General features: G+C 68.8%; 18 protein-coding genes and 1 pseudogene. 12 read left to right on the plus strand and 7 right to left on the minus strand.

The window, feature by feature from the left end:
* Positions 1–328: 328 nt before the first annotated feature.
* Positions 329–1,780 carry a group II intron reverse transcriptase/maturase gene (gene ltrA, locus ACIA8L_RS55760; RefSeq protein WP_395918346.1) on the plus strand — a complete coding sequence of 484 codons (1,452 nt, stop codon included), beginning with the start codon at positions 329–331 and terminating at the stop codon, positions 1,778–1,780.
* Positions 1,781–1,862: 82 nt separating this feature from the next.
* Positions 1,863–2,371, plus strand: a pseudogene (locus ACIA8L_RS55765) (IS5 family transposase); the annotation flags it as partial.
* Positions 2,372–2,442: 71 nt separating this feature from the next.
* On the opposite strand, the gene ACIA8L_RS55770 reads toward ACIA8L_RS55765, so the two are convergent.
* Positions 2,443–3,429, minus strand: a complete 987-nt coding sequence (locus ACIA8L_RS55770; RefSeq protein WP_395918349.1) for an IS630 family transposase — start codon at positions 3,427–3,429, stop codon at positions 2,443–2,445.
* A gap of 166 nt (positions 3,430–3,595) precedes the next feature.
* Between ACIA8L_RS55770 and ACIA8L_RS55775 the strand changes: the two genes are divergently transcribed.
* Positions 3,596–3,751 (plus strand): hypothetical protein, encoded by a 156-nt coding sequence (locus ACIA8L_RS55775; protein WP_395918352.1) that lies wholly within the window; start codon positions 3,596–3,598, stop codon positions 3,749–3,751.
* Between the two features lie 34 nt (positions 3,752–3,785).
* Here the strand turns inward: ACIA8L_RS55775 and ACIA8L_RS55780 are convergent, their stop codons facing one another.
* Positions 3,786–5,942, minus strand: coding sequence for an alpha-galactosidase (locus ACIA8L_RS55780; RefSeq protein WP_395918354.1), 2,157 nt, complete (start codon positions 5,940–5,942; stop codon positions 3,786–3,788).
* Between the two features lie 251 nt (positions 5,943–6,193).
* Here ACIA8L_RS55780 and ACIA8L_RS55785 point away from each other — a divergent pair, with 251 nt between their 5' ends.
* The 6 genes from ACIA8L_RS55785 to ACIA8L_RS55810 are packed head-to-tail and all read left to right on the plus strand — an operon-like array spanning position 6,194 to position 13,791.
* Positions 6,194–7,870 (plus strand): ABC transporter substrate-binding protein, encoded by a 1,677-nt coding sequence (locus ACIA8L_RS55785; protein ID WP_395918357.1) that lies wholly within the window; start codon positions 6,194–6,196, stop codon positions 7,868–7,870.
* A 32-nt stretch (positions 7,871–7,902) separates the two neighbouring features.
* A complete protein-coding gene (locus ACIA8L_RS55790) occupies positions 7,903–8,892 on the plus strand; it encodes an ABC transporter permease (RefSeq protein ID WP_395918358.1) in 990 nt (329 codons plus the stop codon).
* A gap of 15 nt (positions 8,893–8,907) precedes the next feature.
* Complete coding sequence (locus tag ACIA8L_RS55795; RefSeq protein WP_395918359.1) at positions 8,908–9,957, plus strand: ABC transporter permease; 1,050 nt, start codon at positions 8,908–8,910, stop codon at positions 9,955–9,957.
* Positions 9,954–10,880 (plus strand): ABC transporter ATP-binding protein, encoded by a 927-nt coding sequence (locus tag ACIA8L_RS55800; RefSeq protein WP_395918361.1) that lies wholly within the window; start codon positions 9,954–9,956, stop codon positions 10,878–10,880. The genes ACIA8L_RS55795 and ACIA8L_RS55800 overlap by 4 nt, the downstream gene beginning before the upstream one ends.
* Positions 10,877–11,803, plus strand: a complete 927-nt coding sequence (locus ACIA8L_RS55805) for an ABC transporter ATP-binding protein (protein WP_395918363.1) — start codon at positions 10,877–10,879, stop codon at positions 11,801–11,803. Before ACIA8L_RS55800 ends, ACIA8L_RS55805 begins: the two co-directional genes overlap by 4 nt.
* A complete protein-coding gene (locus ACIA8L_RS55810) occupies positions 11,800–13,791 on the plus strand; it encodes a beta-galactosidase (RefSeq protein ID WP_395918365.1) in 1,992 nt (663 codons plus the stop codon). The genes ACIA8L_RS55805 and ACIA8L_RS55810 overlap by 4 nt, the downstream gene beginning before the upstream one ends.
* Before the next feature lie 88 nt (positions 13,792–13,879).
* Here the strand turns inward: ACIA8L_RS55810 and ACIA8L_RS55815 are convergent, their stop codons facing one another.
* The gene (locus ACIA8L_RS55815; RefSeq protein ID WP_395918367.1) at positions 13,880–16,087 is read right to left on the minus strand and encodes an alpha-galactosidase; all 2,208 of its coding nucleotides are present in this window, start codon (positions 16,085–16,087) and stop codon (positions 13,880–13,882) included.
* 101 nt (positions 16,088–16,188) lie between these two features.
* On the opposite strand from ACIA8L_RS55815, the gene ACIA8L_RS55820 reads away from it, so the two are divergent.
* Together ACIA8L_RS55820 and ACIA8L_RS55825 are read left to right on the plus strand one after the other, a co-directional pair.
* Positions 16,189–17,325, plus strand: coding sequence for an ROK family protein (locus ACIA8L_RS55820; protein ID WP_395918369.1), 1,137 nt, complete (start codon positions 16,189–16,191; stop codon positions 17,323–17,325).
* A 279-nt stretch (positions 17,326–17,604) separates the two neighbouring features.
* Positions 17,605–18,369: a class I SAM-dependent methyltransferase gene (locus ACIA8L_RS55825; protein WP_395918370.1), complete on the plus strand. Its 765-nt coding sequence runs from the start codon at positions 17,605–17,607 to the stop codon at positions 18,367–18,369.
* Positions 18,370–18,790: 421 nt separating this feature from the next.
* Here ACIA8L_RS55825 and ACIA8L_RS55830 read toward each other — a convergent pair whose 3' ends face one another.
* The 4 genes from ACIA8L_RS55830 to ACIA8L_RS55845 form a co-directional block, all read right to left on the minus strand.
* The gene (locus ACIA8L_RS55830) at positions 18,791–19,084 is read right to left on the minus strand and encodes a LacI family DNA-binding transcriptional regulator (RefSeq protein ID WP_395918372.1); all 294 of its coding nucleotides are present in this window, start codon (positions 19,082–19,084) and stop codon (positions 18,791–18,793) included.
* Positions 19,085–19,428: 344 nt separating this feature from the next.
* Entirely contained in the window at positions 19,429–21,660 is a 2,232-nt protein-coding gene (locus tag ACIA8L_RS55835) for a ricin-type beta-trefoil lectin domain protein (RefSeq protein ID WP_395918374.1), read from the minus strand.
* An 80-nt stretch (positions 21,661–21,740) separates the two neighbouring features.
* Entirely contained in the window at positions 21,741–23,219 is a 1,479-nt protein-coding gene (locus ACIA8L_RS55840) for a ricin-type beta-trefoil lectin domain protein (protein WP_395918375.1), read from the minus strand.
* Between the two features lie 92 nt (positions 23,220–23,311).
* Positions 23,312–24,703 (minus strand): ricin-type beta-trefoil lectin domain protein, encoded by a 1,392-nt coding sequence (locus ACIA8L_RS55845; RefSeq protein ID WP_395918376.1) that lies wholly within the window; start codon positions 24,701–24,703, stop codon positions 23,312–23,314.
* A gap of 653 nt (positions 24,704–25,356) precedes the next feature.
* Here ACIA8L_RS55845 and ACIA8L_RS55850 point away from each other — a divergent pair.
* Positions 25,357–25,773 carry an RICIN domain-containing protein gene (locus tag ACIA8L_RS55850; protein ID WP_395918377.1) on the plus strand — a complete coding sequence of 139 codons (417 nt, stop codon included), beginning with the start codon at positions 25,357–25,359 and terminating at the stop codon, positions 25,771–25,773.
* The last annotated feature ends 79 nt before the right edge of the window (positions 25,774–25,852 follow it).

Raw genomic sequence — 25,852 nt, forward strand, 5'->3', positions numbered from 1 at the left:
TGTACGAACGGCGCTTACGAGGAGGCATACGGACATCCTTCCAGCAGAACCCCCGGCCCTGCTAACTCGGTGTCCACTTTCCGGGGGGAACCTCAACAGTCGGGCTCCTACTTCGTCGAGCGGATCACAGTGAACACGGGAACCGCCTGTCCGTGGTTCCCGGCGAGCGGGCGACCAGCTCGCAGGCCGGGATAGGCACACCGACTGCCGAACGGGACGCGTGCGGCGGAGCCGCCGTAGTACTCCGAGCCGGGGAGAGCCCGGTGCATGGGGAAGGGCGGCAGCGGTTTTGCGAAAGGCGGAAGCTGCAATGCCGAAAGATGCACCGGTGAATACCGGGGCCACGCTGGAGGTGGTTCCGATGGGGCCGCGTCGGCGGGTATCGGAGATGCAGGCCAAGCTTCACCGTTGGGCGGTGGCCGACCCCGGCCGCCGGTTCGACGACTTGTTCAACCTCGTGCACGATCCGGCGACGCTGCTCGCGGCGTTCGACCGGGTCGCCGGCAACCAGGGAGCACGAACCGCCGGCGTGGACGGCCTCGCGGTCGCCGACGTCGAGGAGCGGGTCGGTGTTCCCGGGTTCCTGGACGACCTGCGCACCCAGCTCAAAGCAGGTACGTTCCGGCCGCTGCCGGTGCGGGAAAAGAAGATCCCCAAGCCGGGCGGATCTGGGAAGGTTCGACGGCTGGGGATTCCTGTTGTCGCTGACCGGGTCGTCCAAGCCGCGTTGAAGCTGGTGCTGGAGCCGTTGTTCGAGGCCGACTTCAAGCCGGTCTCCTACGGGTTCCGGCCCAACCGGCGAGCTCAGGATGCAGTTGCGGAGATCCACTTCTTCGGGACCCGCGGCTATCGCTGGGTCCTGGACGCGGACATCCAAGCATGCTTCGACGAGATCGAGCACGCTGCGGTGATGGACCGGGTCCGGAGACGGATCAAAGACAAACGGATCCTGGCCCTGGTGAAGGCGTTCCTGAAGGCCGGGGTCCTTACCGAACTCGGCGAACTTCAGGACACCCATACTGGGACACCTCAAGGTGGGATCATCTCGCCCCTGCTGGCCAACATCGCTCTGTCGGTGCTGGACGAGCACCTGCAACGGGGATGGGAGCAGGGCGGGGTGATGTCGACACAAGGACGCCGGAGGCGACGACGCGACAAGGCACTGCCGAACTGGCGGGTTGTTCGCTATGCGGACGATTTCGTGGTTCTGGTCCATGGAACCGAGCAGGACACCGAGGTGTTGCGTGAGGAGATCGCTCAGGTGCTGCAACCGGTCGGTCTTCGGCTGTCATTGGCCAAGACGCGGGTCGTGCATATGAGCGAGGGGTTCGACTTCCTGGGGTTTCACATCCAGTGGCGCCGCAAGAAAGGAACGAGCAAGTGGCACGTCTACACCTTCGTCGCCCAACGGCCCCTGCGGTCGGTGAAAGCGAAGATCCGTGCCCTGACCCACAAGACGTCACAGCAGGATCTGGGCTATGTGCTAAGCAGCCTGAACATGGTCATGCACGGCTGGGCCAACTACTTCCGGCACGCCGTCGCGAAGAACACCTTCGGCATGTTGGACAACTTCACCTGGTGGAGGCTGATCCGGATGCTGCGCGAGCGGCATCACTGGACGTGGTCGGAAGTCCGCCGCCGGTTCGTCACCGTCTCCGGACAGTGGCAGCCGATTACAGCGGGCGAGATCGAACTGCGGAAGATCAGCGCGATCCCGGTGACCCGGTATCGCTACCGCAGCACAGCGATCCCCAACCCGTGGAACCTGCAACAAGCCTGACGACAAAGACCGTGGAGAGCCCGTTGCGTTGAGAGGCGCACGGCGGGTTCGGCGAGAGGTCCGGGGAAACGGGCCGGGAGCAATCCCGGCACCGCGCCCCGGGCCTACTCAGCGGGCCCGGCTGGAGCTGTTGCTGCCTGCGCCGAAACGGCCGGGTCGTCCGTCGTCGTGGAGCAGGCGGCAGTTGATCGACGGGATCCGGTGGCGGGTCCGGGCCGGGACACCGTGGCGGGACGTGCCGGACTGGTACGGGTCCTGGGCTGCGGTGTATGGACTGTTCCGGCGGTGGCAGCGGGACGGTACGTGGGCGCGGCTGCTGCGGGTGTTGCAGGCGATCGCTGACGCGGACGGGCAGGTGGTGTGGGACGTGTCGGTGGACTCGACCACGGCCCGGGCGCATCAGCACGCCGCTGGTGCGCGGAAAAGGGGGATCTGCAGGCAGAACCGCCGGGCGGGGTCACCACGGAGCCGGCCGATCACGCCCTTGGCCGGTCCCGCGGCGGGTTGACCACGAAGCTGCACCTCGGGTGTGAGCAGCGGCAGAAGCCGCTGTCGCTGGTGCTGACCGCGGGGCATCGCGGCGACACACCTCATTCTGAACTGATCTCTTAAGCGCCTGATCAATAGTTCTGTCCGTAACTGTCGGGTAGCCAGGGTGAGGTCTAGGGCGCTGCGGTGGTCAGGTTCTGGTCGCTGGTTCTGTTGCGGAAGAACGTGTGGGCTTGACGAATCCGGTCGGCGATCGTGGCGGGGGCGGTGTTGGCGATGTGTTGTTTCATGACCGCCCAGATGCGTTCGACGGGGTTGTCCTGGGGGCTGTAGCGGGCGCCTTCGATGAGCAGCAGGCGGGGATGTTCGGCCAGCCACCGTCTCGTGATGCCGCTGTGGTGGGTGGTGCCGTTGTCGCAGATCACGGCCACGATCGGCGCGTCGGGGTAGCAGGCCAGGAGCAGGTCGAGGAAGTAGCAGAACACCACTGACACGTTCTTGACCGAGACGTGGTGGTGCCAGGCGCCGGTGGCGAGGTTGACCGCGCCGTGGACGGTGCGGCGGATGTTCTTGCCGGGTGTCATCACCTGATGGCGCAGGCCGGTCGGCATCCAGCAGGCACGGACCCGGGCCAGGAGGTCGAGATGGGTCTCGTCCTCGGCGAGCACGACCGACCCGGCGGGCAGGGCCGCGACTTGGGCACGGATGTCCGCGCAGACCTCGTCGTGGTCTGGGACGCTCTTGGCGATCAGTCGGGGCCGGGACCAGCGGGCCTGTTCCCGGACCCGGCGGTAGATGGTGCGCAGACTCAGCGGTGGGCGGCCGAGCGCACGCCAGATCCGGGCCGTGGTCCAGGCCTTCGGCGTGTGCAGGAGCCGCCGGATGCGGTCGCCCAGGCCTGGGCTGCCCAGCCGGGGCCGGCCTGAGCGGGGCCGGTCGGGCAGGCCGTCGAGGCCTTCCAGGTCGTGCCGGGCGATCCAGCGGCGTACGGTGCGTGGGTCGAAGTGCAACGCCTCGGCGATCTCAGCGGCGGACATGCCACCCGCGGACAGCAGGACCATCACCGCCCGGGCGGCGACCCGCCACTGCTGGTGCAGGGCGGTGACCAGGTCGCCGTGTTGCGCGGCGGTGAGGTTGGCGTACACGTGCGCTGGGCGCATACTGGCGTCGGCCTCGTCGTTGTTTGGTTCTTGGTGTGGTAACCGAATCCAAACCCCGACGAGGCCATCTCATTGGGACGCTGATCAATCCGGGCGAGTTACGCACATAACTTCAGGCAACCTGCTTAACCTCGTTCCCGGGCCGGTTCGGTCCCCGCTGACCACCGTGCGCGAGGACTTCGACGAAGTCGAAGTGCGCTGCGTGGCCGCCGTGCTGCGCCTGGTCGAGGCGGGTACGCCCGGGGTCCCGGACCGGCCCGAGCCGGACCCGCTGATCCCCCCAGTGCTCGTCGAACGGCGCAGCACGCGGCCGCCGTCCTGAGCCGGCCGGCAAGGTCGCATCGGCCAGGCCCTAATCAGACGGTGGTGAGGTGCAGCACGAGCGCCTGAACCGGCCACAGGGTCGGCAGCTGCAGCCCTACCTCGGTCAGCACCCGGCCCGGCAGGACGACCGGCGTCTTGCCGAGCCACGCCGGGGTGACCCCTCCCCAGTGCGCTGCCCCGATCTCATCCCGCACGCACAGCGCGTATCGGCGCTCAGGGTCCAAGCCTTCCACGCGCAGCCGCTCGGTCAAGGCCTCCTCGATCGAGGCGACGGTGCAGATGGTGAACACCGCCTCGCCGCGGTCCGCGGCGACGACCCCGCGCACGCGGAGCGCCGGGTCGAGTACGTCCGGGTGCACCACGGTGCCCGTGTGCAGCAGCTCGCGGAGCTCCTTGTAAAGGGCGGCCAACGCGCTGATGGCGCCAACCTCCTCCTCCGTGCAGCCCGTGATGTCCCACTCGAAGCCGGCCGAGCCCTGCAGTGCAGTGGCCAGGCGGTAGGACAACGCGGTGCGGCGCCCGGAGGAGTGGGATGGTGAGGGGCCGACGTGGGTGCCGACGAGTTCGGGTGGAAGGAGGAGTTCGGTCCAGCGTTGGATGTCCTGCCGTTCGACGGGGTCGTTGGAGTCCGACGGCCATACCCGGTCGGTGTGTTGCAGGATGCCGAGGTCGGTGCGGGCCCCGCCAGAGGAGCAGGACTCGATTTCCAGGCCCGGGTGGTCGGTTTTGAGGCGTTCGATCAGCCGGTACACGGCCAGGGTCTGCGCGTGGGTGCCCGGGGCGCCCTCGTGCACCGGTTCGATGAGGTCCCGGTTGTGGTCCCATTTGATGAAGTCGATGCCTAGCCTCGTGATGAGCGTGGACATGCTGACGCGCAAATGTTCCCAGGCGTCGGGGTGGGCGAGGTTGAGGACGTATTGGGAGCGGAAGGAGACGCCGGCGGGTGATGGGACCGATCGGGAGTTGGCCAGCAGCCAGTGCGGGGCGGTGCGGGCCAGGTCGGAGTCGAGGCTGACCATCTCGGGTTCGAACCAGAGCCCGAACTGCATGCCGAGGGCGTGGACGAGGTCGGCGAGCGGTTCGAGGCCGTCGGGCCACACGGCCGGGTCGACCTGCCAGTCGCCGAGGCCTGCGGTGTCGTCGCGACGGCCGAGGAACCAGCCGTCGTCGAGGACGAATCGCTCCACGCCCACGGCGGCGGCGTGCCGGGCGAGCCGCTGCAGCCGCTCGGGTTCGTGGTGGAAGTAGACCGCCTCCCAGGTGTTGAGCACGAGCGGCCGCGGTGAGCGGGGATGCTGGGGCCGGGCCCGCATCCACGTGTGGAAGCGGTCGGCGATTCCGTCGAGCCCGGCCGGTGTCCACGCGAAGTACGCCGTCGGGGTGCGGTAGGACTGCCCCGGTTCCAGGCGTACCTCACCGGGGCGCAGCAGTTCGCCGGCGCCGAGCAGGGTGCCGTGTTCGGTGATCCGGTCGACGCGGTGGCGCACGTCGGCGCTCCACCCCAGGTGCACCGCCCAGATGTCGCCGTGCCGGTTGCGTGGCTGTCCGCGAGAGGCGAGGGTGACCCAGGAGGCGTCGTGCCCGCCGCGCCCGCGGCGGGATTCGCGCGTGGTCGATCCGCGGGGCATCAATGTGGTCAGCGGCGACTTCTCCCGGGTCCAGCGGCCGGCGAAGGTGGTCAGGTGCTCGGCGGTCCTCGGCACGGGCAGGGTGGCCTCCAGCCAGGCCAGGTCGACCGCGGCGGCGCCGTCGTTGGTCAGCTCGTGGTGCAGCAGCACCAGCCCGCCCGGGCCGAGCTCCAGCCGGGTCCGCAGGCTCAGGCCGGTCTCAGCGTCGCTCGCCTCGGTGTCCATGGAGGTGTGGTCCTGCCGCTGCACCCGTGAGGTCCAGCGCGGGAACAAGGGCCGGCCGTTCCGGGTGGCGAGCAGGCCCGGGCGGCCGGACCAGCCGTCGGCCTCGTGGGGCACCAGGGGCAGGCGCCAGGCGGCGTCGAGCGTCCCGGGTTGCGTCTGCCGGCTGGTGGCGCGGTCCAGTGCATCGAGGTCCGTGGTGCCCAGGACGCCAAGGTCGGCGCCCCAGTGCACGACGGTGGGCAGGCCGGTCGCGGGGTGGGCGAGCACGACGGCGACGCCGTCGCGGCGCAGGACGGTCCAGCCGGCGTGCGGTGGTGGGGGGTGGTGCGGCGGCATGGTTCTCCCGGCTCGTGTCGTCGTGTCGGAGGGTGGCGAGTCGCGCTGACCGGCGCTCAGATCCTATCTTTCGTGTGGCAACTAAATGGTCCGCCGAGGCTATCGGGCAAGCGCTTGCCTGACGAACATTTCGGGCATGTGTCGAACACCTTCTTGACCAAGTGAATTAATACCTTGAATAATACGGCCCTGCGTCCCCCTCAGGACGCACGCGGGAGGGCGAGCGGCCCTCCGACGGCGAAAGGACCGCAATGTCGCTCCTCACAGGCATGCCGCGCCGTGCTGCGGTGCTCGCGGGTGCCGTAGCGCTCGCCCTCTTGTCAACCAGTTGTGCGGACAACGGCAAACCCGCGGCCGGCTCGGACGCCACCCTCGTGGCCTACACGGGTCAGGCTGGGGACTACCAGATCAACTTCAACCCGTTCTCCCCGTCCAGGATCGGCGGGCTGGGGACCATCTTCGAACCGCTGTTCTACTTCAATAAGGCGAAGGTCTCCGATCCGGTACCGCTGCTGGGCACCCGGCAGGCCTGGAACGCCGACGGCACGGTCCTGTCCGTGACCCTGCGGGACAAGGTCTTGTGGAGCGACGGCCAGCCGTTCACCGCCAAGGACGTGGTGCTCACCTTCGATCTGCTGAAGGCGAACCCGGCGATCAACAACATCGGGTACGACGGCACTGCCGCGGCCGTCGACGACACGCACGTCACCTTCACGTTCAAGACGCCGGCCTTCGTCAAGGGCCCGGACGTGCTCAGCACGCCGATCGTCCCCGAGCACCTGTGGAAGACCATCGACCCCACCAAGGACGTCGTGGAGAAGCCCGTCGGCACCGGCGCCTACCTGCTCAAGGAGTTCAAGCCGCAGGCGTTCACGTACGGGGCGAATCCCGGCTACTGGGGTGGCCAGCCGAAGGTCAAGACGATCCGCTTCCTGGCCCTGTCGGGTAACCAGGCCGGGGCCGACGGCATCGCGGCGGGCACGATCGACTGGCAGACCGGGCCGATCCCCGACATGCAGAACACACACAAGCGGTTCCCGAAGTACGACGCGTACACGCAATACCAGAACCAGATGGTGCTCGCCACCTGCTCCAGCGCCGCGATGGGCTGTGCGGGACCGCAGACCGACCCCGACGTGCGGCACGCCATCTACTCCGCCATCAACCGCACGCAACTGAACAAGCTGGCGTTCCAGGACACCGCGGGCCCGATCTCCCCTGCATTCACCCTCACCCCGAGTCAGGACAAGTTCGTCTCGTCGGCCATCCAGGAAAAGACGGCATCGATGAGCGCACAGCCGGACCGGACCGCCCAGATCCTGGGGAAGGCCGGCTGGACCAAGGGCGCCGACGGCATCTACGCCAAGGGTGGCCAGCGGCTCTCCCTGACGGTCGAGGTCGTCACCGGCTGGACCGACTACATCACCGCGATCGACACGATGGCCGCACAGCTCAAGACCGCCGGCATCGAGCTGCGTGCCGCCCAGTCCTCGTGGAACGAGTGGACGCAGAAGAAGGGGCAGGGCAAGTTCCAGCTGGTCATCGACTCGCTGTGGCAGGGCCCGGCGCCGGACCCGTACTACCTCTACACCTACTTCTTCGACTCCGGATCCGGGGCGAAGGTCGGCGAGAACGCCGGAAACAACTACTCGCGCTACGCCACCCCGCAGGTCGACGCGGCCCTGGACAAGCTAGCCACGCTCCCGCTCGACGACCAGGCGGTCCGGCAGTCGTACTTCGACACCATCCAGCAGGCGATCACACAGGACATGCCCTACATCCCGGTCATGACGGGTGGGACGACCAGCGTCTGGAACACCGCAAAGTTCACCGGTTGGCCCTCCGACACGGACCTGTACGCCTTCCCCGCGGTGTGGTCGGCGATGGACGCCGCCGAGATCTTCAAGCGGCTCAGCCCCAAGAGCTGACTACCCGTCGCCTCCGAGGAAGGAGTGCCGAAGTGAGTTACTTCCTTCGCAAGCTGGGCTTCTACGCGATCGCTCTCTGGGCCGCGCTGACCCTCAACTTCGCTATCCCGCGTCTGATGCCCGGGAACCCGGTCGACATTCTGCTGGCCAAGCTCCAGCAGCGAGGCGGCACGGTCACCCCGGAGACGCGCAGGGCGTACGCACTCCTCCTCGGCGGCGACAACGACGAACCCCTGTGGAGCCAGTACCTGGGCTACCTCAAGAACCTGGCCCACGGCGACCTCGGGATCTCGGTGAGCTACTACCCGGCCAAGGTGTCTGACGTGATCATGTCGTCGCTGCTGTGGACCGTGGTGCTCGTCGGCGTCGCCACCATCCTGGCCGCGCTGCTGGGCGTGCTCCTCGGCGCGTTCGTCGGGTGGCGGCCCGGCACCTGGCTCGACTCGCTGGTGCCGGCCACGACGCTGCTGGCCGCTGTCCCGTACTTCTGGCTCGCCCTGCTGCTGGCCTACCTGTTGGCCCGGGTGCTTGGCTGGTTCCCGCTGCAGGGCGGCTACGACGTCGAGCTCACCCCCGGCTGGAACGCGCCGTTTATCGCCTCGGCGGTGTGGTACGCGATGCTGCCCGCGCTCACCATCGTCCTGGCGTCGGTCGGCGGCTGGCTGCTCGGCATGCGCAACATGATGGTCTCCACGCTGTCGGAGGACTACGTCCTGACCGCGGAGGCCAAAGGCCTGGCACCGAAGAAGATCCGGCGTTCCTACGCGGCCCGCAACGCGGTGCTGCCATCGGTCGCCGGGTTCGCGATCTCGCTGGGGTTCGTGGTCTCCGGATCGGTCATCACCGAGCAGGTCTTCTCCTACCCGGGAATCGGCGGCCGCCTGCTCGGCGCGGTGTCGAACAACGACTACGCGCTCATGCAGGGGGTCTTCCTGTTCATCACCCTGGCCGTGCTCGGAGCCAACCTGATCGTCGACCTGCTCTACGGCGTGATCGACCCGCGCACTCGCGCCCGGCATTGACAGGCGGACACCCCGATGACGAATCTGACTCCGACCGGCGAGCCGACCGTGGCCGACGCCGCCGGCATGCTGGTCCAGCCGGGCCGCCGGCAGCGGGCCGGCTGGCGCATGCTCCTGCCGTCCATGACGCCGTGGCTGGTCATCGGTCTCGTGCTGGTCGCCGGCATCACCTTGTTCGGGGTCCTTGGCCCCCATTTCGTCAGCGACCCGACCCTGATCCGCGACCAAGGGCTCACGCCTCCGTCGGCGCAGTTCCCGCTCGGCACCACCCAGACCGGGCAGGACGTGCTCGCGAACCTCGCCTACGCCACCCGCGGCTCACTGGAGATCGGCATCCTTGTCGGCATCCTCGCCACTGTCCTGTCGGCGTTCTTCGGCATCTACGGCGTCTACCGCGGCGGCTTCGTCGACGAGGCGTTCTCGCTCCTGTCGAACGTCTTCCTGGTCATCCCCGGCCTGCCGCTGGTCATCGTGATCTCCGGCTTCGTGCCCCCGGAACACCGCGGACTGTGGACCATCGTCGCGGTGCTCGCCATCACGAGCTGGGCGGCCTCGGCGCGGGTCCTGCGGGCCCAGACCCTATCGGTGCGAAACCGCGACTACGTTGCCGCCTCGAAGATCGGCGGTGAGAAGCCATGGCGGGTGATCGTCGTGGAGATCCTGCCCAACCTGCTGCCCGTCATCGCGTCGCAGTTCGTGTTCGCGGTCATCGCGGCGATCCTCGGTGAGGCCGGCCTGTCATTCATCGGTCTAGGCGCCTCCAGCTCCACAACGCTGGGAACGATGCTGTTCTACGCGCAGAACGGGTTCGCGCTGTCACTGGGCGCCTGGTGGTGGTTCGTGCCCCCCGGCCTGACGATCGCGCTGTTCGGCATGGGCCTGTCGCTGGTGAACTTCTCAATCGACGAGATCATCAATCCCAAGCTCAAGGACCTGCGGTTGTACCGCAAACGCGCGCGCGAAGTCGCCCGCCTGGAGCACGAACTGGTCCGAGGCGACCGGGCCGCCGCCGCCGACACCGCCGACACCGCCGGCCCGAGCGTCTCGAAGGTGTCCTCCCGATGAACCTGACCTCTGTCCGGGACAAGTTCTCCGACTCCGGCCGGCACCGGGCCGACGCCGTGCTGACGATCGAGAATCTCACCGTCGTGTACGAGGTGGAGCCGCCGGTCACCGCGGTCCGCGACGCGAGCCTGACCCTGCACCGCGGCGAGATCCTCGGCCTGGCCGGTGAGTCCGGATGCGGCAAGACCACCCTGGCCTACGCGGTCAACCGTCTGCACCGCCCACCGGCGCGAATCGCGTCCGGCCGGATCACGTTCCACGACCGCGGCGGCGACGACATCGACGTCCTCGGACTGACCGATGCCGGGCTGCGCGCGTTCCGCTGGGAGAAGCTCTCCATGGTCTTCCAGGGGGCGATGAACGCCCTCAACCCGGTGACGACCGTGCGCGCGCAACTTCGCGACACCCTCCTGGCCCACCGGCCCGGCCTGTCCCGGGCGGAGGTCCGCGGGCGCTCGCAGGAGGTGCTGCGCCGGGTCGACGTGGACCCCGGACGGCTCGGCTCCTTCCCGCATGAGCTGTCGGGCGGTATGCGCCAGCGGGTGATGATCGCGATGGCGATGCTCCTCGAGCCCCAGATCATGATCATGGACGAGCCGACCACGGCGCTGGACGTGGTGGTGCAGCGCGAGCTCCTGCGCGAGATCATCCAGCTGCGCGACGAGCTCGACTTCGCCGTCGTCTTCATCACCCACGACCTGCCGCTGCTGCTCGAGATCAGCGACCGGATCGCCGTCATGCTGGCCGGTGAGATCGTCGAACTCGGGCCGGCGGACCAGATGTACCGCGAGGCCCGCCACCCGTACACGCGCAAGCTCCTCGAATCGTTCCCCAGCCTGTCCGGGGCCCGCGGCGGATTCATCCGCTCCGGCATCGACGATGTCCCGGCCTCGCGCGACGCACCCATCGAGGAGGGAGCATGACCCGGGTCCACGTGACCGACGTCGTCAAGGACTACGCGATCCGCACGGGGCTGCGCCGCACCCGGCTGCGCGCCGTCGACCACGTCAGCTTCGACCTGATCCCCGGCCGCACCGTCGCCCTCGTCGGCGAGTCGGGGTCCGGCAAGTCCACCATCGCCAAGATCCTCACCCGGATGGAGAAGCCCTCGTCCGGCACCGTCGACGTACGCCTCGACGACGGAACCCCGGTTCACGGATCGCTATACCGGCGGCAGTTGCAGATGGTCTTCCAGGACCCGTTCGCCTCCCTCAACCCGTTCCACTCCGTCGAGCACCACATCGCCCGCCCGCTGCGCATCCACGGGCGCACCCGCACGGCCGCCGACACCCACGAGCGCGTGCTCGAGATGCTCGAGCGCGTCAACCTGACCCCGGCCGCGACGGTCGCGGGACGCCGCCCGCACGAGCTATCGGGCGGCCAGCGCCAGCGCGTGGCGATCGCCCGCGCCCTTGCGCCCGGGGCCCACGTGCTCATCGCCGACGAGCCGGTGTCGATGCTGGACGTCTCCATCCGCCTCGGGGTGCTGAACCTGCTCGGTCGCCTCCAGCGCGAGGACCGGCTCGCCGTCCTGTACATCACCCACGACCTGGCCACCGCCCGGCACTTCTCCGACGAGATCATCGTCCTCTATCGCGGCCGCGTTGTGGAACGCGGGCCCTCCGATGCAGTCATCCTCCAGCCGCGGCACGACTATACCCGGCTCCTGGCCAGCGCCGCACCCGATCCTGAGCGCCCCGGCCGGGTCACGGCCGACGCTGCGGTGGAGCGCGGCTCCATCGACAACAGCACCTGCTACAACCACTTCACCCAGCGGTGGGAACGGGCCGGGGCGTCGCCGGCCGAGGTGAGCGCGCCGACGGCGGCGCAGGGGGAGAGCGCATGACGAAGTGGCCCACCGCGGGGCTCGGCTTCGGCGGGGACTACAACCCCGAGCAATGGTCACCGGACGTCTGGGATGAAGACGTGCGCCTCATGACCGAGGCGGGCGTGAACATCGTGACCCTCGGCGTGTTCAGCTGGGGCGCCCTCGAAGTAGCCGACGGCGTGTTCGAGTGGGCGTGGCTAGACCGCGTCATCGACCTGCTGCACCGCAACGGGATTTCGGTCGACCTCGCCACCCCCATCGCCTCCCCACCGGCATGGCTGCACGCCGCCCATCCCGGAATCCTGCCGGTGAACGCCGACATGACCCAGCGCCGCCCGGGAGCGCGGGACGGCTGGTGCGCGAACTCGGCGACCTTCCGGCGCTACGCCTTGCGCATGACCAAGGAGCTCGCCCGGCGCTACGCCGCGCACCCTGCGGTGGTGCTGTGGCACGTCGGCAACGAACTCGGCGGTGGGAACGGGCGTTGCTACTGCGACGAGTCCGTCACCGCCTTCCGGGCCTGGCTGCGCGAGCGGTACGGCTCGCTCGACAACCTCAACCGCGCCTGGGGTACCGCGTTCTGGGGGCTCTACCTCACCGACTGGAGCCACGTGCCGGCGCCGCGCGGCGGCGAGACCCACAATCCGGCGCTGATGCTGGACTACGACCGGTTCTGCTCGGACTCACTGCTCGAGCACTTCCGGGCCGAGCACGTCGTCATCCGCGAGTTCGCGCCCACCACGCCGATCACCACCAACTTCATGGTCGGCCCGCATCAGGACGTCGTCGACTACCCGCACTGGGCCGACCACGTGGACGTCGTCGCCAATGACCACTACACCAACCCGTCCGATCCGCTGTCGGCGCAGGACATCGCGTTCTGTGCGGACCGGGTCCGCGGGATGACTCCCGGCCGGGGTCCGTGGTTGCTCATGGAGCACTCGGTCAGTGCCCACGCCTGGTACCCCGTCAACCGGGCCAAGGCACCCCGCGAGCTGATCCGGGACAGCCTCGGGCACATCGCGCGCGGTGCCGACGGCGCATTGTTCTTCCAGTGGCGGGCCTCGTTGCGGGGCGCCGAGCAGTTCCTCCAGGGCATGGTGCCGCACGCAGGCCCCGACTCCAAGATCGGCCGTGAGGTGCGGGAGCTGGGCGCCGTGCTGGCCCGCCTCGCCGACGTGCGGGGCTCGACCGTGGAGCGGGCGCGGGTCGCGGTGCTGTTCGACAACGAGGCGGGCTGGGCGTTCTCTCGAGGGCTCAAGCCGCACAAAGGACTCGGCTACGGGGACGAGCCGCGCGCCTGGCACCGTGCGCTGTGGACCCGCAACGTGCTCGCCGACGTCGTATCCCCGTGGGCCGACCTGAGCACCTACGATCTGGTGATCGTGCCGACGCTCTTCCTCGTGCACGACGAGTGCGCCGCGCGAGTCGCCAGTGTGGCGCAGCGCGGTGGGGTGGTCGTGGTGACCTGGATGTCGGGCATCGTCGACCCCGAGAACGCCGTGCGGCCCGGCGGCTACCCCGCCGCGTTCCGCGACCTGCTCGGCGTGCGGTCCGAGGAGTTCTTCCCGCTGCAGCCCGGTGAGCGCGGTCGACTCGACTCCGGCGCCACGTTCCACTCGTGGTCCGAACTCATGGATGTCACCGACGCCGAGATCATCGCGCGCTACGCCGGGGGCGCGGTGGCCGGTGGGCCCGCCCTGACCTGCCGCGCGGTCGGCTCGGGCACCGCCTACTACGTATCCTGCGCCCTTGAGCCCGCGAGCCTGGACGAGTTCGTCGGGCAGGTGCTGGACGACGCGGGCATCGAACCGTCCGGCGGCGGAGCGGGGCTGGACGTGGTGCGCCGCGAGAAGGACCGCACCGTGTGGGTCTTCGCCCTCAACCATGGCGACGAGGACCGCTGCGTGACGGTACAGGGCGTCGAGCTGGTGACCGGGGAGGCCGTCGACCACGAACTGGTCGTGCCTGGCCACGAGGTGCGGGTCGTGCGGCAGACGAGGTAGCGGCGGCCGGGTCGTCATGGCCGGCCCCGCCCGGCCGGCCCGGCGGTGAGCGGTGCGGCGCACGTAGTGCCGCCGATTCCTGCAGGGTTCAGGCCCGAGTCCGGCGCAGCACGATCAGGTCGCTGCGGTAGTCGGCGCCGATGGGCTCCCAGGCGACGGGGCGGATGCCGACGGCCATGAGGGTGCCGCCGTGCCAGCGTGACCTGGCGGGCAGCCGCCCGGGTACACCGTCGGTGTCACCGCCGGCGGCGACCTCGTATCGTGCGCCCGGATCCAGGGCGGTCAGCCGCAGCCACCGAGGTCCGCTCTTGGCGTTGCCGCGCGGGTTGTAGACGAGCACCACGACCTCGTCGCCGAGCACGTACTGCAGGGCGGACCGCTCGGCGCCGGGTCGCCCCCCGAGCCGGTACTGCCGGCCGTGCTGGATGGTGTGGCGGACCGTCTTGTACTGCTCGACCAACGTGCGGGCCTCGTCCAGTTCCTCGGGTGACCAGCGGCTCATATCGGCTCCGATGCCCAGGACACCGGCCATCGCGACGTGGAACCGGTAGCGCAACGGCGTGGACCGGCCGGTGTTGGCGTTCGGCGAGTCCGTGACCCACGCGGACATGACGTTCGCCGGGTACAGCTGGGAGACGCCGTGCTGCGTGGTCTGCCGGTCGACCGGGTCGGTGTTGTCCGACGGCCAGGCCAGGTCAGTGTGGTGCAGGATGCCGAGGTCCAGTCGGCCTCCCCCGCCGGCGCAGGCCTCGATCCGCAGCCCCGGGTGGCGGGCGCGCAGGGTCGCCATGACGTGGAGGACCTGCCGGGTGTGTTCGATCCACACGCCATCATGAGACCGGCCCGGTTCGGGCGAGCCCGCCTGCGTGAACGGCCGGTTCATGTCCCACTTGAGGTAGTCGAGGCGGAGGTTGGCGACCAGCCGGTCGAGCCACTCCAAAGCCCAGTCGTGCACGTCGGCCCGGGCGAAGTTCAGCACCAGCTGGTGGCGTTTGCGGTCGCGGCGACGGTTCTCCAGGTGGATCACCCAGTCCGGATGCGCCCGGTAAAGCTCGCTGTCCGGGCTGACGCCTTCCGGCTCGACCCACAGGCCCGCTCGCATGCCCAGCGCTAGGATGCCGTCGAACAGTCCCCGCAGGCCGTCCGGGAACCGCTCGCGATGCGGCCACCAGTCGCCCAGGGAGCTGCGTTCGTCGTCGCGGCGGCCAAACCATCCGTCGTCGACGACGAACAACTCAGCACCGAGGGCAGACGCACTGCGGGCGAACGCGAGCTGCTCCGGTTCGGTGACCGCGAAGCCGGTTGCTTCCCAGGAGTTGTAGAGCACCGGGCGGTCCTCATCACCGGCGGGCAGGATGTGCCGGCGGACGTGGTCGTGCCAGCCGCGGCTGGTGCCGCCGAACCCGTTGGCGCTGTAGAGCCCGAGGATCGCCGGGGTGACGAGCTCAGCGCCCGTCGGCAGCGTCCACCGCACGCCGTCGTGACCGAATCCGGCGGTCACGGCCGTGCCGCCCTCCGGGCGGCGGGTGGTAGTCATCCGCCAGCTGCCACCCCAAGCCAGGGCGACACTCCAGACCTCGCCGTGCTCCTCGCCAGCGTCCGCGGCGTCAATCATGATCCACGGGTTGGCGTGATGGCCGGTGATGCCCTGCCGGCTGGTGAATGTCAGCTCGCCCACCGGCAGCAGGCCCTGCTGGAGCTGACCCTCCTCCGCCCACGCCCCGCACACCGCCCGGTACCGGTAGTCCTCGGCGTCCGGAATGAACCAGCTGCCGGAGTCGAGGCGGCTGACCTCCACGGCCGTGTTCTTGCCGGCGCGGTGCCGCACGGTCACCCACCGCGCGATGGCGTCGGAGTCGGCGTACACCCGCGTGTGCAGCACGACCTCGATCGGAAAGGCGTGGTCCTCCAGCGTGATGTCGAGCCGGTCGGCGCCGCCCTCGCGGACCGCGCTGGCACCGACGAACCGCAGCTCCAGCGACCGGACCTGGTCGACGGCGACCTGCAGGGCCGGTACGCCCCACCGCAGGCCGCCGTCCACCGGCAGAACCTCCTCGATCTCGGCCGGTCGGGAAAAGCTGGTCTCGTGCCGTCCGGCGCCCGGCGTGTTCCCAGGCCCCGCCGGCATGGCGGCGGCTTCCCGGGCGGCCGCCGGCGGAAGGTTTGCCCCCCAGTACTTCTGCAGCACCACAGCCTCGTCGGTAGCGGGATCGACCACGACGCCGACCACATAGCTAGAGTGTGGGGTGTTGAACGCCCACAACCGGCCGTCCTGGTCGAGGGGCACCAGTGACATCATGTCCTCTGTAAATGAAGTCGGGCGAAGAGGCCGGAGCCGGCGCGACCGGGTGGGTTACTTCCTTGACGCCATTAACATAGCTGTTCAGAATGTCTCCTGTGTTGTCCGAGGCGCATTTGAGCGAGGGCATGCGCTCGGTCTTCGTGGAGCTGCTGGTGCACGGGCCGCTGTCGCGGGCTGAGGCGGCGCGCCGGTTGGATCTGTCGCCGTCCGCCTTGACGAAGCTGACCAAGCCGCTGCTCGAGAGCGGCTACCTGCTCCATCAGCCGGTCGACGATCGCGGTGCGATGGGTCGTCCGTCGCAGCCACTGGCGGTCGACCCCGGCCGCGCGACGTTGATCGGTGTCAAGCTCACCGAGGACGAGTTGTTCGCGGTCCGCACCGACCTTCGCGCCGAAATCCAGCGCGAGCTGCGCCGCCCCCTGATCAGCCACGACGTCGACGACGTCGTGGCCCGCATCGGCGAGGCCGTGCGCGACCTGACCGGATCGGGCGGCGTCCCCGCGGCGGTCGGGATCAGCCTCGCGGGCACGGCCTCCGGCGGGGACCCGGTCGTCCCCACCTCTCCGTTCCTGGGCTGGCGCAATGTGCCGTTGGGCAACCTTGTCGCAGCGGCGACGGGCGTGCCCGCGGTGGTGGAGAACGACGTGCGTGCGCTGACCGCCGCGCAGCAGTGGTTCGGTGCGGGTGTGGGGCGCAGCTCGTTCGCGCTCGTCACCGTGGGCGCCGGCCTCGGCTGCGGCATGGTGATCGACGGCCGCCTCCTGCGAGGTGCCGGGCGGGGCACCGGCCTGGTGGGTCACATGTCGATCCACGACGGCGGCCCGCTCTGCGAGATGGGCCACCGCGGCTGCGCCCGCGCGTACGCCAGCTCGGCGGCGATCCGGCGGGCCGTCGCGACGACCCTCGACCGCCCCGAACTGACGTTCGAGGCATGCCTGGCGCTGGCGGCGGAGGGCCAGCCGGCGGCCCGGCGCATCTTCGAGGAGGCCGGCCGCGCCCTCGGGCAGGTGGTCGCCACGGTCGCGAACATCACCGGCTCGGAGCTGGTAATCCTGTCCGGCGAGGCCGTCGAGATGTATGACGTGTGCGCTGAGGCGTTCGACGCGGCGCTGGCCGCGCATACCCATTGGACCTCGACGCCCGTCGACGTGGTCGTGAAAACCTTCACCTTCAGCGAGTGGGCGCGGGGCGCGGCCGTCATCGCCCTGCAGCACCGGATCCTCGGCCGCTGACCATCCTGCGAGCAGGTGTGCGCCGCCGCCGGTGCCGAAGCAGGCGCAGCACCCGGCCGCCGTCGTGAGCGCGGCCCCGGCCCGCGGCCGCGAACCTTTCACCGCGCCTGTCTGATCCAATCGAAGGCTGAGAGGGGCCGGTGCGCTGAAGTGCCGTTCGTAAGGTAGTCATGATCAGCATGGCTGGAATTTGGTCGGGTATACATTGCAAAATCGGTAGATCTTCGCGAGAGCGTAAACTGTTTGACCATTCGGGTGCAGCCTCGAAAGGCTGCCCGCATGGACTCGACAACACTCAACAACCGCACCGCCTGGGATAAGGCGTACCAGCAGCAGCTCCGCGCATACGACGAGATGCTGGCCGAAGCTGCGACCGGTGCCACGCTTGTCCCGACCGAACGCGAGTTGCTCCGGAACATCCTGGCGGAACGACCGCTGGTGGTCCATCCGCAGAGCGGCAACGGTCAAGACGACATCGCCCTGGTCCAAGCCGGCGCCCGCGCGGTGATCGGGGTCGACTACAGCGCGGCCGCGGTCCACGCTGCGCAAGGCCGTGCCGACGACCTCGGCGTCGTCTGCCGTTACCTGATCGCGACGGTCCCCGGCTTACCGCTGGACGACGGCTGCGCCGATCTCGTCTATACCGGCAAGGGTGCCCTGATCTGGATGCCCGACATCGATGCATGGGCCGCTGAGATGGCCCGCTTGGTTCGGCCGGGCGGCCATCTGTTCATCCACGACGGTCACCCCGCCACTGAACTGTGGACCTGGGATGTGGACGAGCCGCGGGTCCGCCCCGACCGCAGCTATTTCGGCCGCTCGCTCGTCTGCGACGACTACTGTTTCCCGGCGAACGGGGCCGTCATGTGGCAATGGACGCTGGGTCAGATCGTCACTGCGGTGGTCAGCGCTGGTCTAGAGGTCCGGCGTCTTGAGGAGTATTCGGAGCCGTTCTGGCGCATGGGCGGCGTTGACGCGGCGGCCTTCCGAGGTCGCCTGCCAAACGCGTTCGCACTACTGGCCAGCCGCCCCTCGGCGTCGTAAGGCGGATGACCAGACTGGGGCGGGACGTCGCGAGCGTCGACTGCATCCCTCAATGAACTCCTGCAGTGGGAGGCGCTGTCCGGCGGACAGCCGGTCCGCGGACAGTTCTTCAACAAGTGCAAGTGCCCCGGCTGCTGCACCTCGTACGACAACTACGTCTCATATGCGCTCAACCGCACCGACCACTACAGCGGGGTGATGTACAAGGACCATCCCACCATCATGGCGTGGGAGCTGATGAACGAGCCGCGGTACGAGAACGAGACGCCGAACGACAACACCTCCGGAACGACGCTTCGCGCGTGGGTCGACGAAATGGGTGCGCTCGCCCAGGGGATCGACGCCAGCTACCTGCTCGGCACCGGGCGGGAGAGCCACGGGTCGGGCTACGGCTTCGGCGGTGACGAGGGCAACCCGTCCGTCACCATCCACCAATCCCCGGGCGCACCAGTACCAGCCCGACCGCGTTCGCCCGTGCAGTGCCGAGCGACCGCGCGGCCGTGTTCGGCGCCCAGCCGAGTTCCCGAGCCGCGGCGACGACCTTGGCCGGGGTGCGGTCCGACACGCCGGGCCGGTTGTTGAGCGCGTAGGACGCCGCCGCCTCGGAGACACCGACGTGATCGGTGACCTCACGGATGGTGACCCGGGACGGCCCCGTCGTGGCCCGTCGCCTCGTACTCCTGCGCTCACCCGAGTACTGTACCGGTCGGCCCATGCACTGGTGCCGAGCCGGATTCACCCCCGGCTGCGCTGCTCAGCCAGCGGTCCTGCTCGGCCAGGACGTTGCCGAGCTCCCGATGCAGCGCCTCGGAGATCTCGGCCGGTGTCCCGCCCTCGTGGGTGCGGCGGCGGATTCGGTGATGACGATCCGGAGTACCCCGGCCGGCGCGACGTCGTGCAGGTGGGCGATTTGCGGTGCGATGTCGTCCGCGCGCTGATGGCCTCGGCGAGCGCGGTGGCCTGCCGGTCGGTGAAATTGACGGCCAGCCGGTTGACCGCCGGGCCGACACCTCCGACCGGCCGCCGTGTCGGCGACCGGCCGGGTGTGCGCGGCCCGCGTCAGGATGACTGCGCGAGCAGGTGTGCCCTGATCCCGGCGCCGAAGTTGGTCGGGGTGCCGTTGTAGTCGCTGATCAGCGACGGGCCGGTCGAGCAGTCCCAGTTGTTCCAGGTCCAGCCGAGGTACCCGACGCTGTGCGCGTCGGCCCAGTTCATGATGGTGCCGACGAAGCCGGAGCCGCAGTCGTTCTCGCCGATCTCAGACAGGGTGAGCGGCACCTGCGCGGCGACCGGCGCGAGCTGGCTGTCGTAGCAGGACGTGCTCGCGCACGAGTTAAAGTTGTAGATGTGCGCGAACGCGCCGAGGTTGCCGGTCGGGTCGGCCGGCTTGTACTGCAGCCACTGGGTCAGGTCGTTGGAGTACGCCAGCCCGCCGAGCAGGATCACGTTGGTGTTTCCGGTCGCCCGCACCGCGTTCACCAGGCCCTGGAACCCGGCCACCTGGTAGCCGATCCCCGCGCAGGTGCCGCCGTCCCGCCAGCACTTCCAGCCCGAGGCGGCGCTGCCGGTGGCCCGCTCCGGGTACGGCTCGTTGAACAGGTCGAAGACCACCCGGTTGTCCTTGAACGCGTTGGCGACGCCGGTCCAGAAGCTCGGCGCGTACTGCGCGTCGGGCATCGGCTTCTGGCAGGTCGCCTTCACGTCCGCGCAACCCGACGACGGACCGGTGTACTGGCCGTAGTTCCAGTGCATCTCCAGCAGCGGGGTGATGCCGCTGCCCAGCAGCAGGTTCACGTAGGCCTTGACGTTGTTCTGGTACGTGACCGCGCCGGCGCCGCCCGAGGGCACGTCGCCGGTCCCCAGCCAGCACTCCTCGTTTAGCGGCACCCGCACCGCGCGGATGTTCCACGTCTTCATCGCGTTGATCGACGCCTGGTCCATCGGACCGTTCCACATGCCATTGCCCTGGATGCAGGAGAACTCCCCGCCGGAGCGGTTCACCCCCAGCAACCGGTACGTGGCACCGGATGCGGTGACGAGACGATTCCCGGACACGTGCAACGCCGGCGCTCCGCCGCCGCCACTGGTCGGGCTCGACGACGGGCTCGCGGGCGGCGTCGGTACGGTGCCGTCGATGCGCCATTGCTGTTGGCTGCCGCCGTTGCAGGTCCAGAGTTGGACGAGGGCGCCGTTGGTGGTGGAGCCGCCGGTGACGTCGAGGCAGAGGCCGGATTCGGCGCCGGTGATGGTGCCGTTGGTGTTGATGTTCCATTGCTGGTTGGTGCCGCTGCCGCAGTCCCAGATGATGACGGGTGTGCCGTTGGTGCGGCCGTGGCCGGAGGCGTCGAGGCATTTGTTGCCGTAGACGGTGAGTTGTTTGGCGTTGGTGGTGGTGAAGCGTTGGTTGGTGCCGCCGTTGCAGTCCCAGATCTCGAGTTGGGTGTTGTTGGCCTGGCTGGCGTTGGGCACGTCCAGGCACCTGCCGGCGCCGACGGCATGCACCGGCCCGGCCCCACCCGCCGGGGGCGTGGACGTCGGGGGTGCGGACGTCGGCGTGCCGCTTACCGGGCTCAATGCGGCGGTCAGCGCCGGGTACCAGCGGCTCTCGACCTTCTGGATGCCGGTGCTGTCGTTGGGGTGCACGCCGTCCACCGTGTCGGTGGCGGTGTTGAAGCCGGTGTACTGGTCGACGACGGTGATGGGGGACTGCGCGGTGGAGTGCGCGGAGGCCCAGCCCGGGATGGCGTCGTCGAGGTTGACCACGCCCTGCGGGCAGTCGCTGCACCCGCTCGGGTTCATGGGAAGGATCCGGGCGATCAGCAGCTTGACGTTGGGATTCCGGGCGCGCATCTGCCCGAGCAGCGTGGTGTACGCGTCGGTGATGCTGGAGGTGGCCAGGTGGCTCCACACGTCGTTGGTGCCCAGCATCATCATGACGATGTCGGGGTTGGTGGCCGACAGCCAGCCGGGGAGCAGGTTGTTGTTCGCGATCTGGGTGGCGAGGTAGCCGCCGTGGCCCTCGTTGTCGGGGTCGAACGAACCCGAGCAGTAGGGGTTGTTCAGGGTGCCGACGAAGTCCACGTTCGTGTATCCGGCACGCTGCAGGTGCTGCCACAGCAGCGCCCGCCAGCATCCGTTGGATCCGGTGATGGAGTCGCCCAGCGGCATAACGCGCACCGGGGTGGCGGCGTTCGCCGTTCCCAGAATCACGAACGGTGTGCCGACCGCGACCATCGCCGCGATGAGCAGCGTCCAGAGTCGACGCCATCTGCGTCGGTGTTGCCTTTGCATGGCTCTCCTCATGAGGGGGTTTGGAGCCTGGCGCCCCGGTGCGGGCGCCGGGCTTGCTGTCGAGCTTCGACGTCACCGCACTACGAGCGGCGCCATAGCTGGTTCGTGCCGTCGGTGCAGGTCCAGATCTGCACGGCGGTCCCGTTCGCGGTGGCCGCGCCGGCGACGTCGAGGCATAGGTGCGATTCGCGGCCGACGATCGTGCCGTTGGAGTTGATCGTCCATTGCTGGTTGGCGCCGCCGTTGCAGTCCCAGATCTCCACCCTGGTTCCCGCGGCGGTGGCGTGGCCAGGCACGTCGAGGCACTTGTTGCCGTACACCTGCAGCGCACCTTTCGGCAGCGCGGCCCACCGCTGGTTGGATCCGCTGCCGCAGTCCCAGATGGCTAGGAGGGTCCCGTTCGCGGTCGCCGCGTTCGGCACGTCGACGCACCGATTCGAGCCGGCGCCCCGCAGGACGCCGGTCGATCCGTCCGGCGGTGGGCTTACGGTCGCCGTCGCTGTCGGTGTGCTGCCACTGATTCCCCAGGCGTAGTGCAACCGATCGAGCCCGGACTGGTTGGTGACGGTGAGCGACAGATTGGTGCCGCTCCCGGTCAGCGACGTGATCGCGCAGGAGGCGTTGAAGCAGGGCCCCGGGCCCTGGGTCTGGTTGGCCTCCTTGACGCCGGTCCACAGCAACGAACCCATGCCGAGGCTGCGTACGGTGTCGGTGAGCGCGTAGAAGTAGGAGATGTTGTTGTTGCCGTCGCGCGGGCCGTTGTAGTTGACGCCCGTGTTCATCGGAACACCGAACTCGGTGAGGACGGCACGGTCGGCGTATCCGCACAGCCGTCCTTTGAAGCTGTTGATCCAGTCGTTCTCGGTCGGGTGGGTCTCGCCGCCGAGGGTGTACATGTGGATCGACAGCAGCGTGCCGTTGAGCCGCGAGTCGGCGCCGACCGCGCAGAGATCGATGTCGCCGTAGAGCCCGGGCACGACGATCCGGCCGCGGGGGATGGTGGCGTACCGCTGGATAAAGGCCGCCTCCATGTTCGTCAGCTCCGTGGCGTTGTACCCCCACGGTTCGTTGACGATGTCGAAGTAGAACCGGCTGTTGCCGCCGTACGTGTTGATAACGACGTCCCACATGGCGTAGAACGCGTTCATGTCGCTGACCCGCCCGCCGGTCGGCGGCCATGGGGCGATCATCACGTTTATGCCGAGTGCGTTCGCGGCGTCGTAGGCGGCAACCAGGCTCCTCCACCACGGCGACGAGGTCGTCTGCGGGTTGATGCCGAACCGGACCGTGTTCGCGCCGAGGCTCTGGTAGCCCTTCAGGATTGCCGTCGCCTTGGTGTACGTGGTCGCATAGCTGTCCGACTTGGACAGTCCGATGGGGACGTTTTCGTCGTAGAGGAAGTTGTCCCGCGCGTCCGCCCAGTTCACGCCGTGGAACTGGTTGGTCGTCGCGTGCGCGGCCGAACTGGATGTCACCTGGTGGCCGAGCAGGCCCGCCAGGAGGGCCAGGGCCGCGCCGGCGAGGGCCAGCCGCCTCGTCCGGCGTCCGGTGATGGTCATAGTTTCTCCTCTGTGCGTGCCTGTCGCGATGCAGGCCGCGGGCCCGCCGTGCCGGCGCGCCGCCAATTGGGCTCAGGACGTCTGTGCCCGCTTCAGCCGATGCGCCATTGCTGTTGGCTGCCGCCGTTGCAGGTCCAGAGTTGGACGAGGGCGCCGTTGGTGGTGGAGCCGCCGGTGACGTCGAGGCAGAGGCCGGATTCGGCGCCGGTGATGGTGCCGTTGGTGTTGATGTTCCATTGCTGGTTGGTGCCGCTGCCGCAGTCCCAGATGATGACGGGTGTGCCGTTGGTGCGGCCGTGGCCGGAGGCGTCGAGGCATTTGTTGCCGTAGACGGTGAGTTGTTTGGCGTTGGTGGTGGTGAAGCGTTGGTTGGTGCCGCCGTTGCAGTCCCAGATCTCGAGTTGGGTGTTGTTGGCCTGGCTGGCGTTGGGCACGTCCAGGCACCTGTCGGCGCCGACGGCATGCACCGGCCCGGCCCCACCCGCCGGGGGCGTCGACGGCCCGGAGGACGGCGACTGGGACGACGGTGACGTCGGGGAACCGTACGGGCATTCGCTGACGTACCGCGAGACGCCCGTGGAATCGGCGAGTGACGGGCACAGGAACTGGGCGTAGCGGTTGTCGTTGTCGAGGAAGATTTTCAGCCAGGGGATTTCCCGCCGGGTCACCTGGGAGTTGCCCCAGGTCGGGAATCCGTGGCCGCCACTGGTCAGCTCGACGCGGGCACCCTTGGTGGTGGCCGGCTTGCTGGCCCACAGGGTGTCGATCGATGACGGGGTGATGGTGCCGTCGTCGCGGGCGCCGATGATCAGCGTCGGTACCCGTACGTTGGACAGGTTCTGTGAGAACGAGGCCGGTGCCAGCGGGATGGCTGCCTTGAGCGAGGGTCGCCGCATGGCCGCGCTGATCGCGCCGCCGCCGCCCATGGAGTGGCCGAGCACGGCCAGCCGGTTCGGGTCGACCCGGTCCCGGACCGTGCTCTGTCCGGTGAGGTAGTCCAGTGCGGCGAGGAGTTGGGTGCCCCGGGCGGTGTCGTAGTCGGTGGGGCTGTTGGTGTCGATGCCGATCACGACGAACCCGAACGACGCCAGCCAGGGTCCCATCCAAGCGCCTTCGGCGGCCCAGCTCGCGGTGTAGCCGGGCACGGCCGCGATCGCACCCCAGGTTCCCTGGCTGGTGTCAGTCGGGTAGTAGATCTTCCCGCCGTTGAAGCCGTTGCCGGTCGGGACGGTGATTTCGGCGGTGGCGAACGTGCCGCGCGTGGCCGTCACGCTCTGCACGGTGGGATCCGGCCCGCGCTGGTAGGAGGCCGCCGCCGCCGGGGAGGCGCCGGTCAGCAGTGTGGTCGCCACCGTGGCCGCGGCCACGGTGAGCGCGGCAGCGGCCGCCGCGATGCGGCGCCGCCGGGGTGACGATGCGCGGTCGGTGAGGGCAGTGTGGCCGTGAGGACTTTCGCCCTCTTCCGAGCCGAAGTCTCGGTGCATTGCCTGTACCTTTCATGAAGTCGTCGGCTGTACTTGAGCCGACTGGTTGCTGTGCTGGGGCGTCCTCAGGCATGTCGGTCGCCAATGAGGTCCGGAGATGGCCAGCGCTGCGCGCGTGGCCGAGGCGGGTAGTGGCGGTGTCCGCCCGGTGTCACCGCCCATCGGCGGGTGACATATGTGGTGTTTCGGGCCTGTCCGGCTTCCACGGACGATAGGTGGCAAGTAGCTTGCCTCCGGTATGGGTACATGTCAATCGACGGACGACGACCTCTTGGTGCCCGTCGACCGGTCTCCGACGGCCGGGCTGACGGTTCGTCGAGTGCGTCGTCGCCGTACCTCGCTTCTTTCTCGAACCGGCGGGTGATCGGCGAGGTTAGTTCGGAAATCTCATAAAGCCTGTTGGGCGTCAATCGACCGCACCTCAGTTCCCGATGGGTTGACGACCCTCGGTGTGAGCGCTAACAATGGCGCCCGATGCGACGCTCGACCGCCAATCGAGCCTCGGCTTGTACGACCCGGACCGGTCGGGAACCCTTCGGCCCAGGTCGGTCCCGTAGGCCCGATCCACGCCCATGTCTCAGGTGCAGCGGGTGGAGGCCTCTGTCTCACGCTGCCCTTCGACGATCGACATGTGTCAGCGAAAGGAGTTCGCTATGGCAACAGAGGTGGGGCGCGTCGGGGTCCGCTGGCCCCGAAGCTGGCGAGCGGCCATGGTCGCCGGTCTGGTGCTCGGCGTGGCCGGTGCCGGGGTGGCGGTGGGGCTGCCGTCGGCCTCGGCGGCAACGGTGGACACCAGTCGGTGGTACGTGCTGGTCAGCCGAAACAGTGGCAAGGCCATGGACGTGTACCAGAAGTCCACAGCGGACGGTGCCGCGGTGACACAGTGGGCCCGCAACGACGGCACGAACCAGCAGTGGCAGTTCGTCGACTCGGGCGGCGGCTACTACCGGCTGCGGTCACGCAACTCGAGCAAGGTCATGGACGTATACCAGCGCTCGACCGCTGACCGTGCGGCGATCGTGCAGTGGAGCGACAATGGGGGCACTAAAGATCGTTCGGTTTTTGGGTGATGGTCATAGTCGTAGGCCGGTGTGGTCGAGGAAGTTGAAACAGAGTCGGTAGCTGCTGCCGATGCGGTGCAGTCCGGTG

The organism is Dactylosporangium sp. NPDC051541, from assembly GCF_044454505.1.
GTDB lineage: Bacteria > Actinomycetota > Actinomycetes > Mycobacteriales > Micromonosporaceae > Dactylosporangium.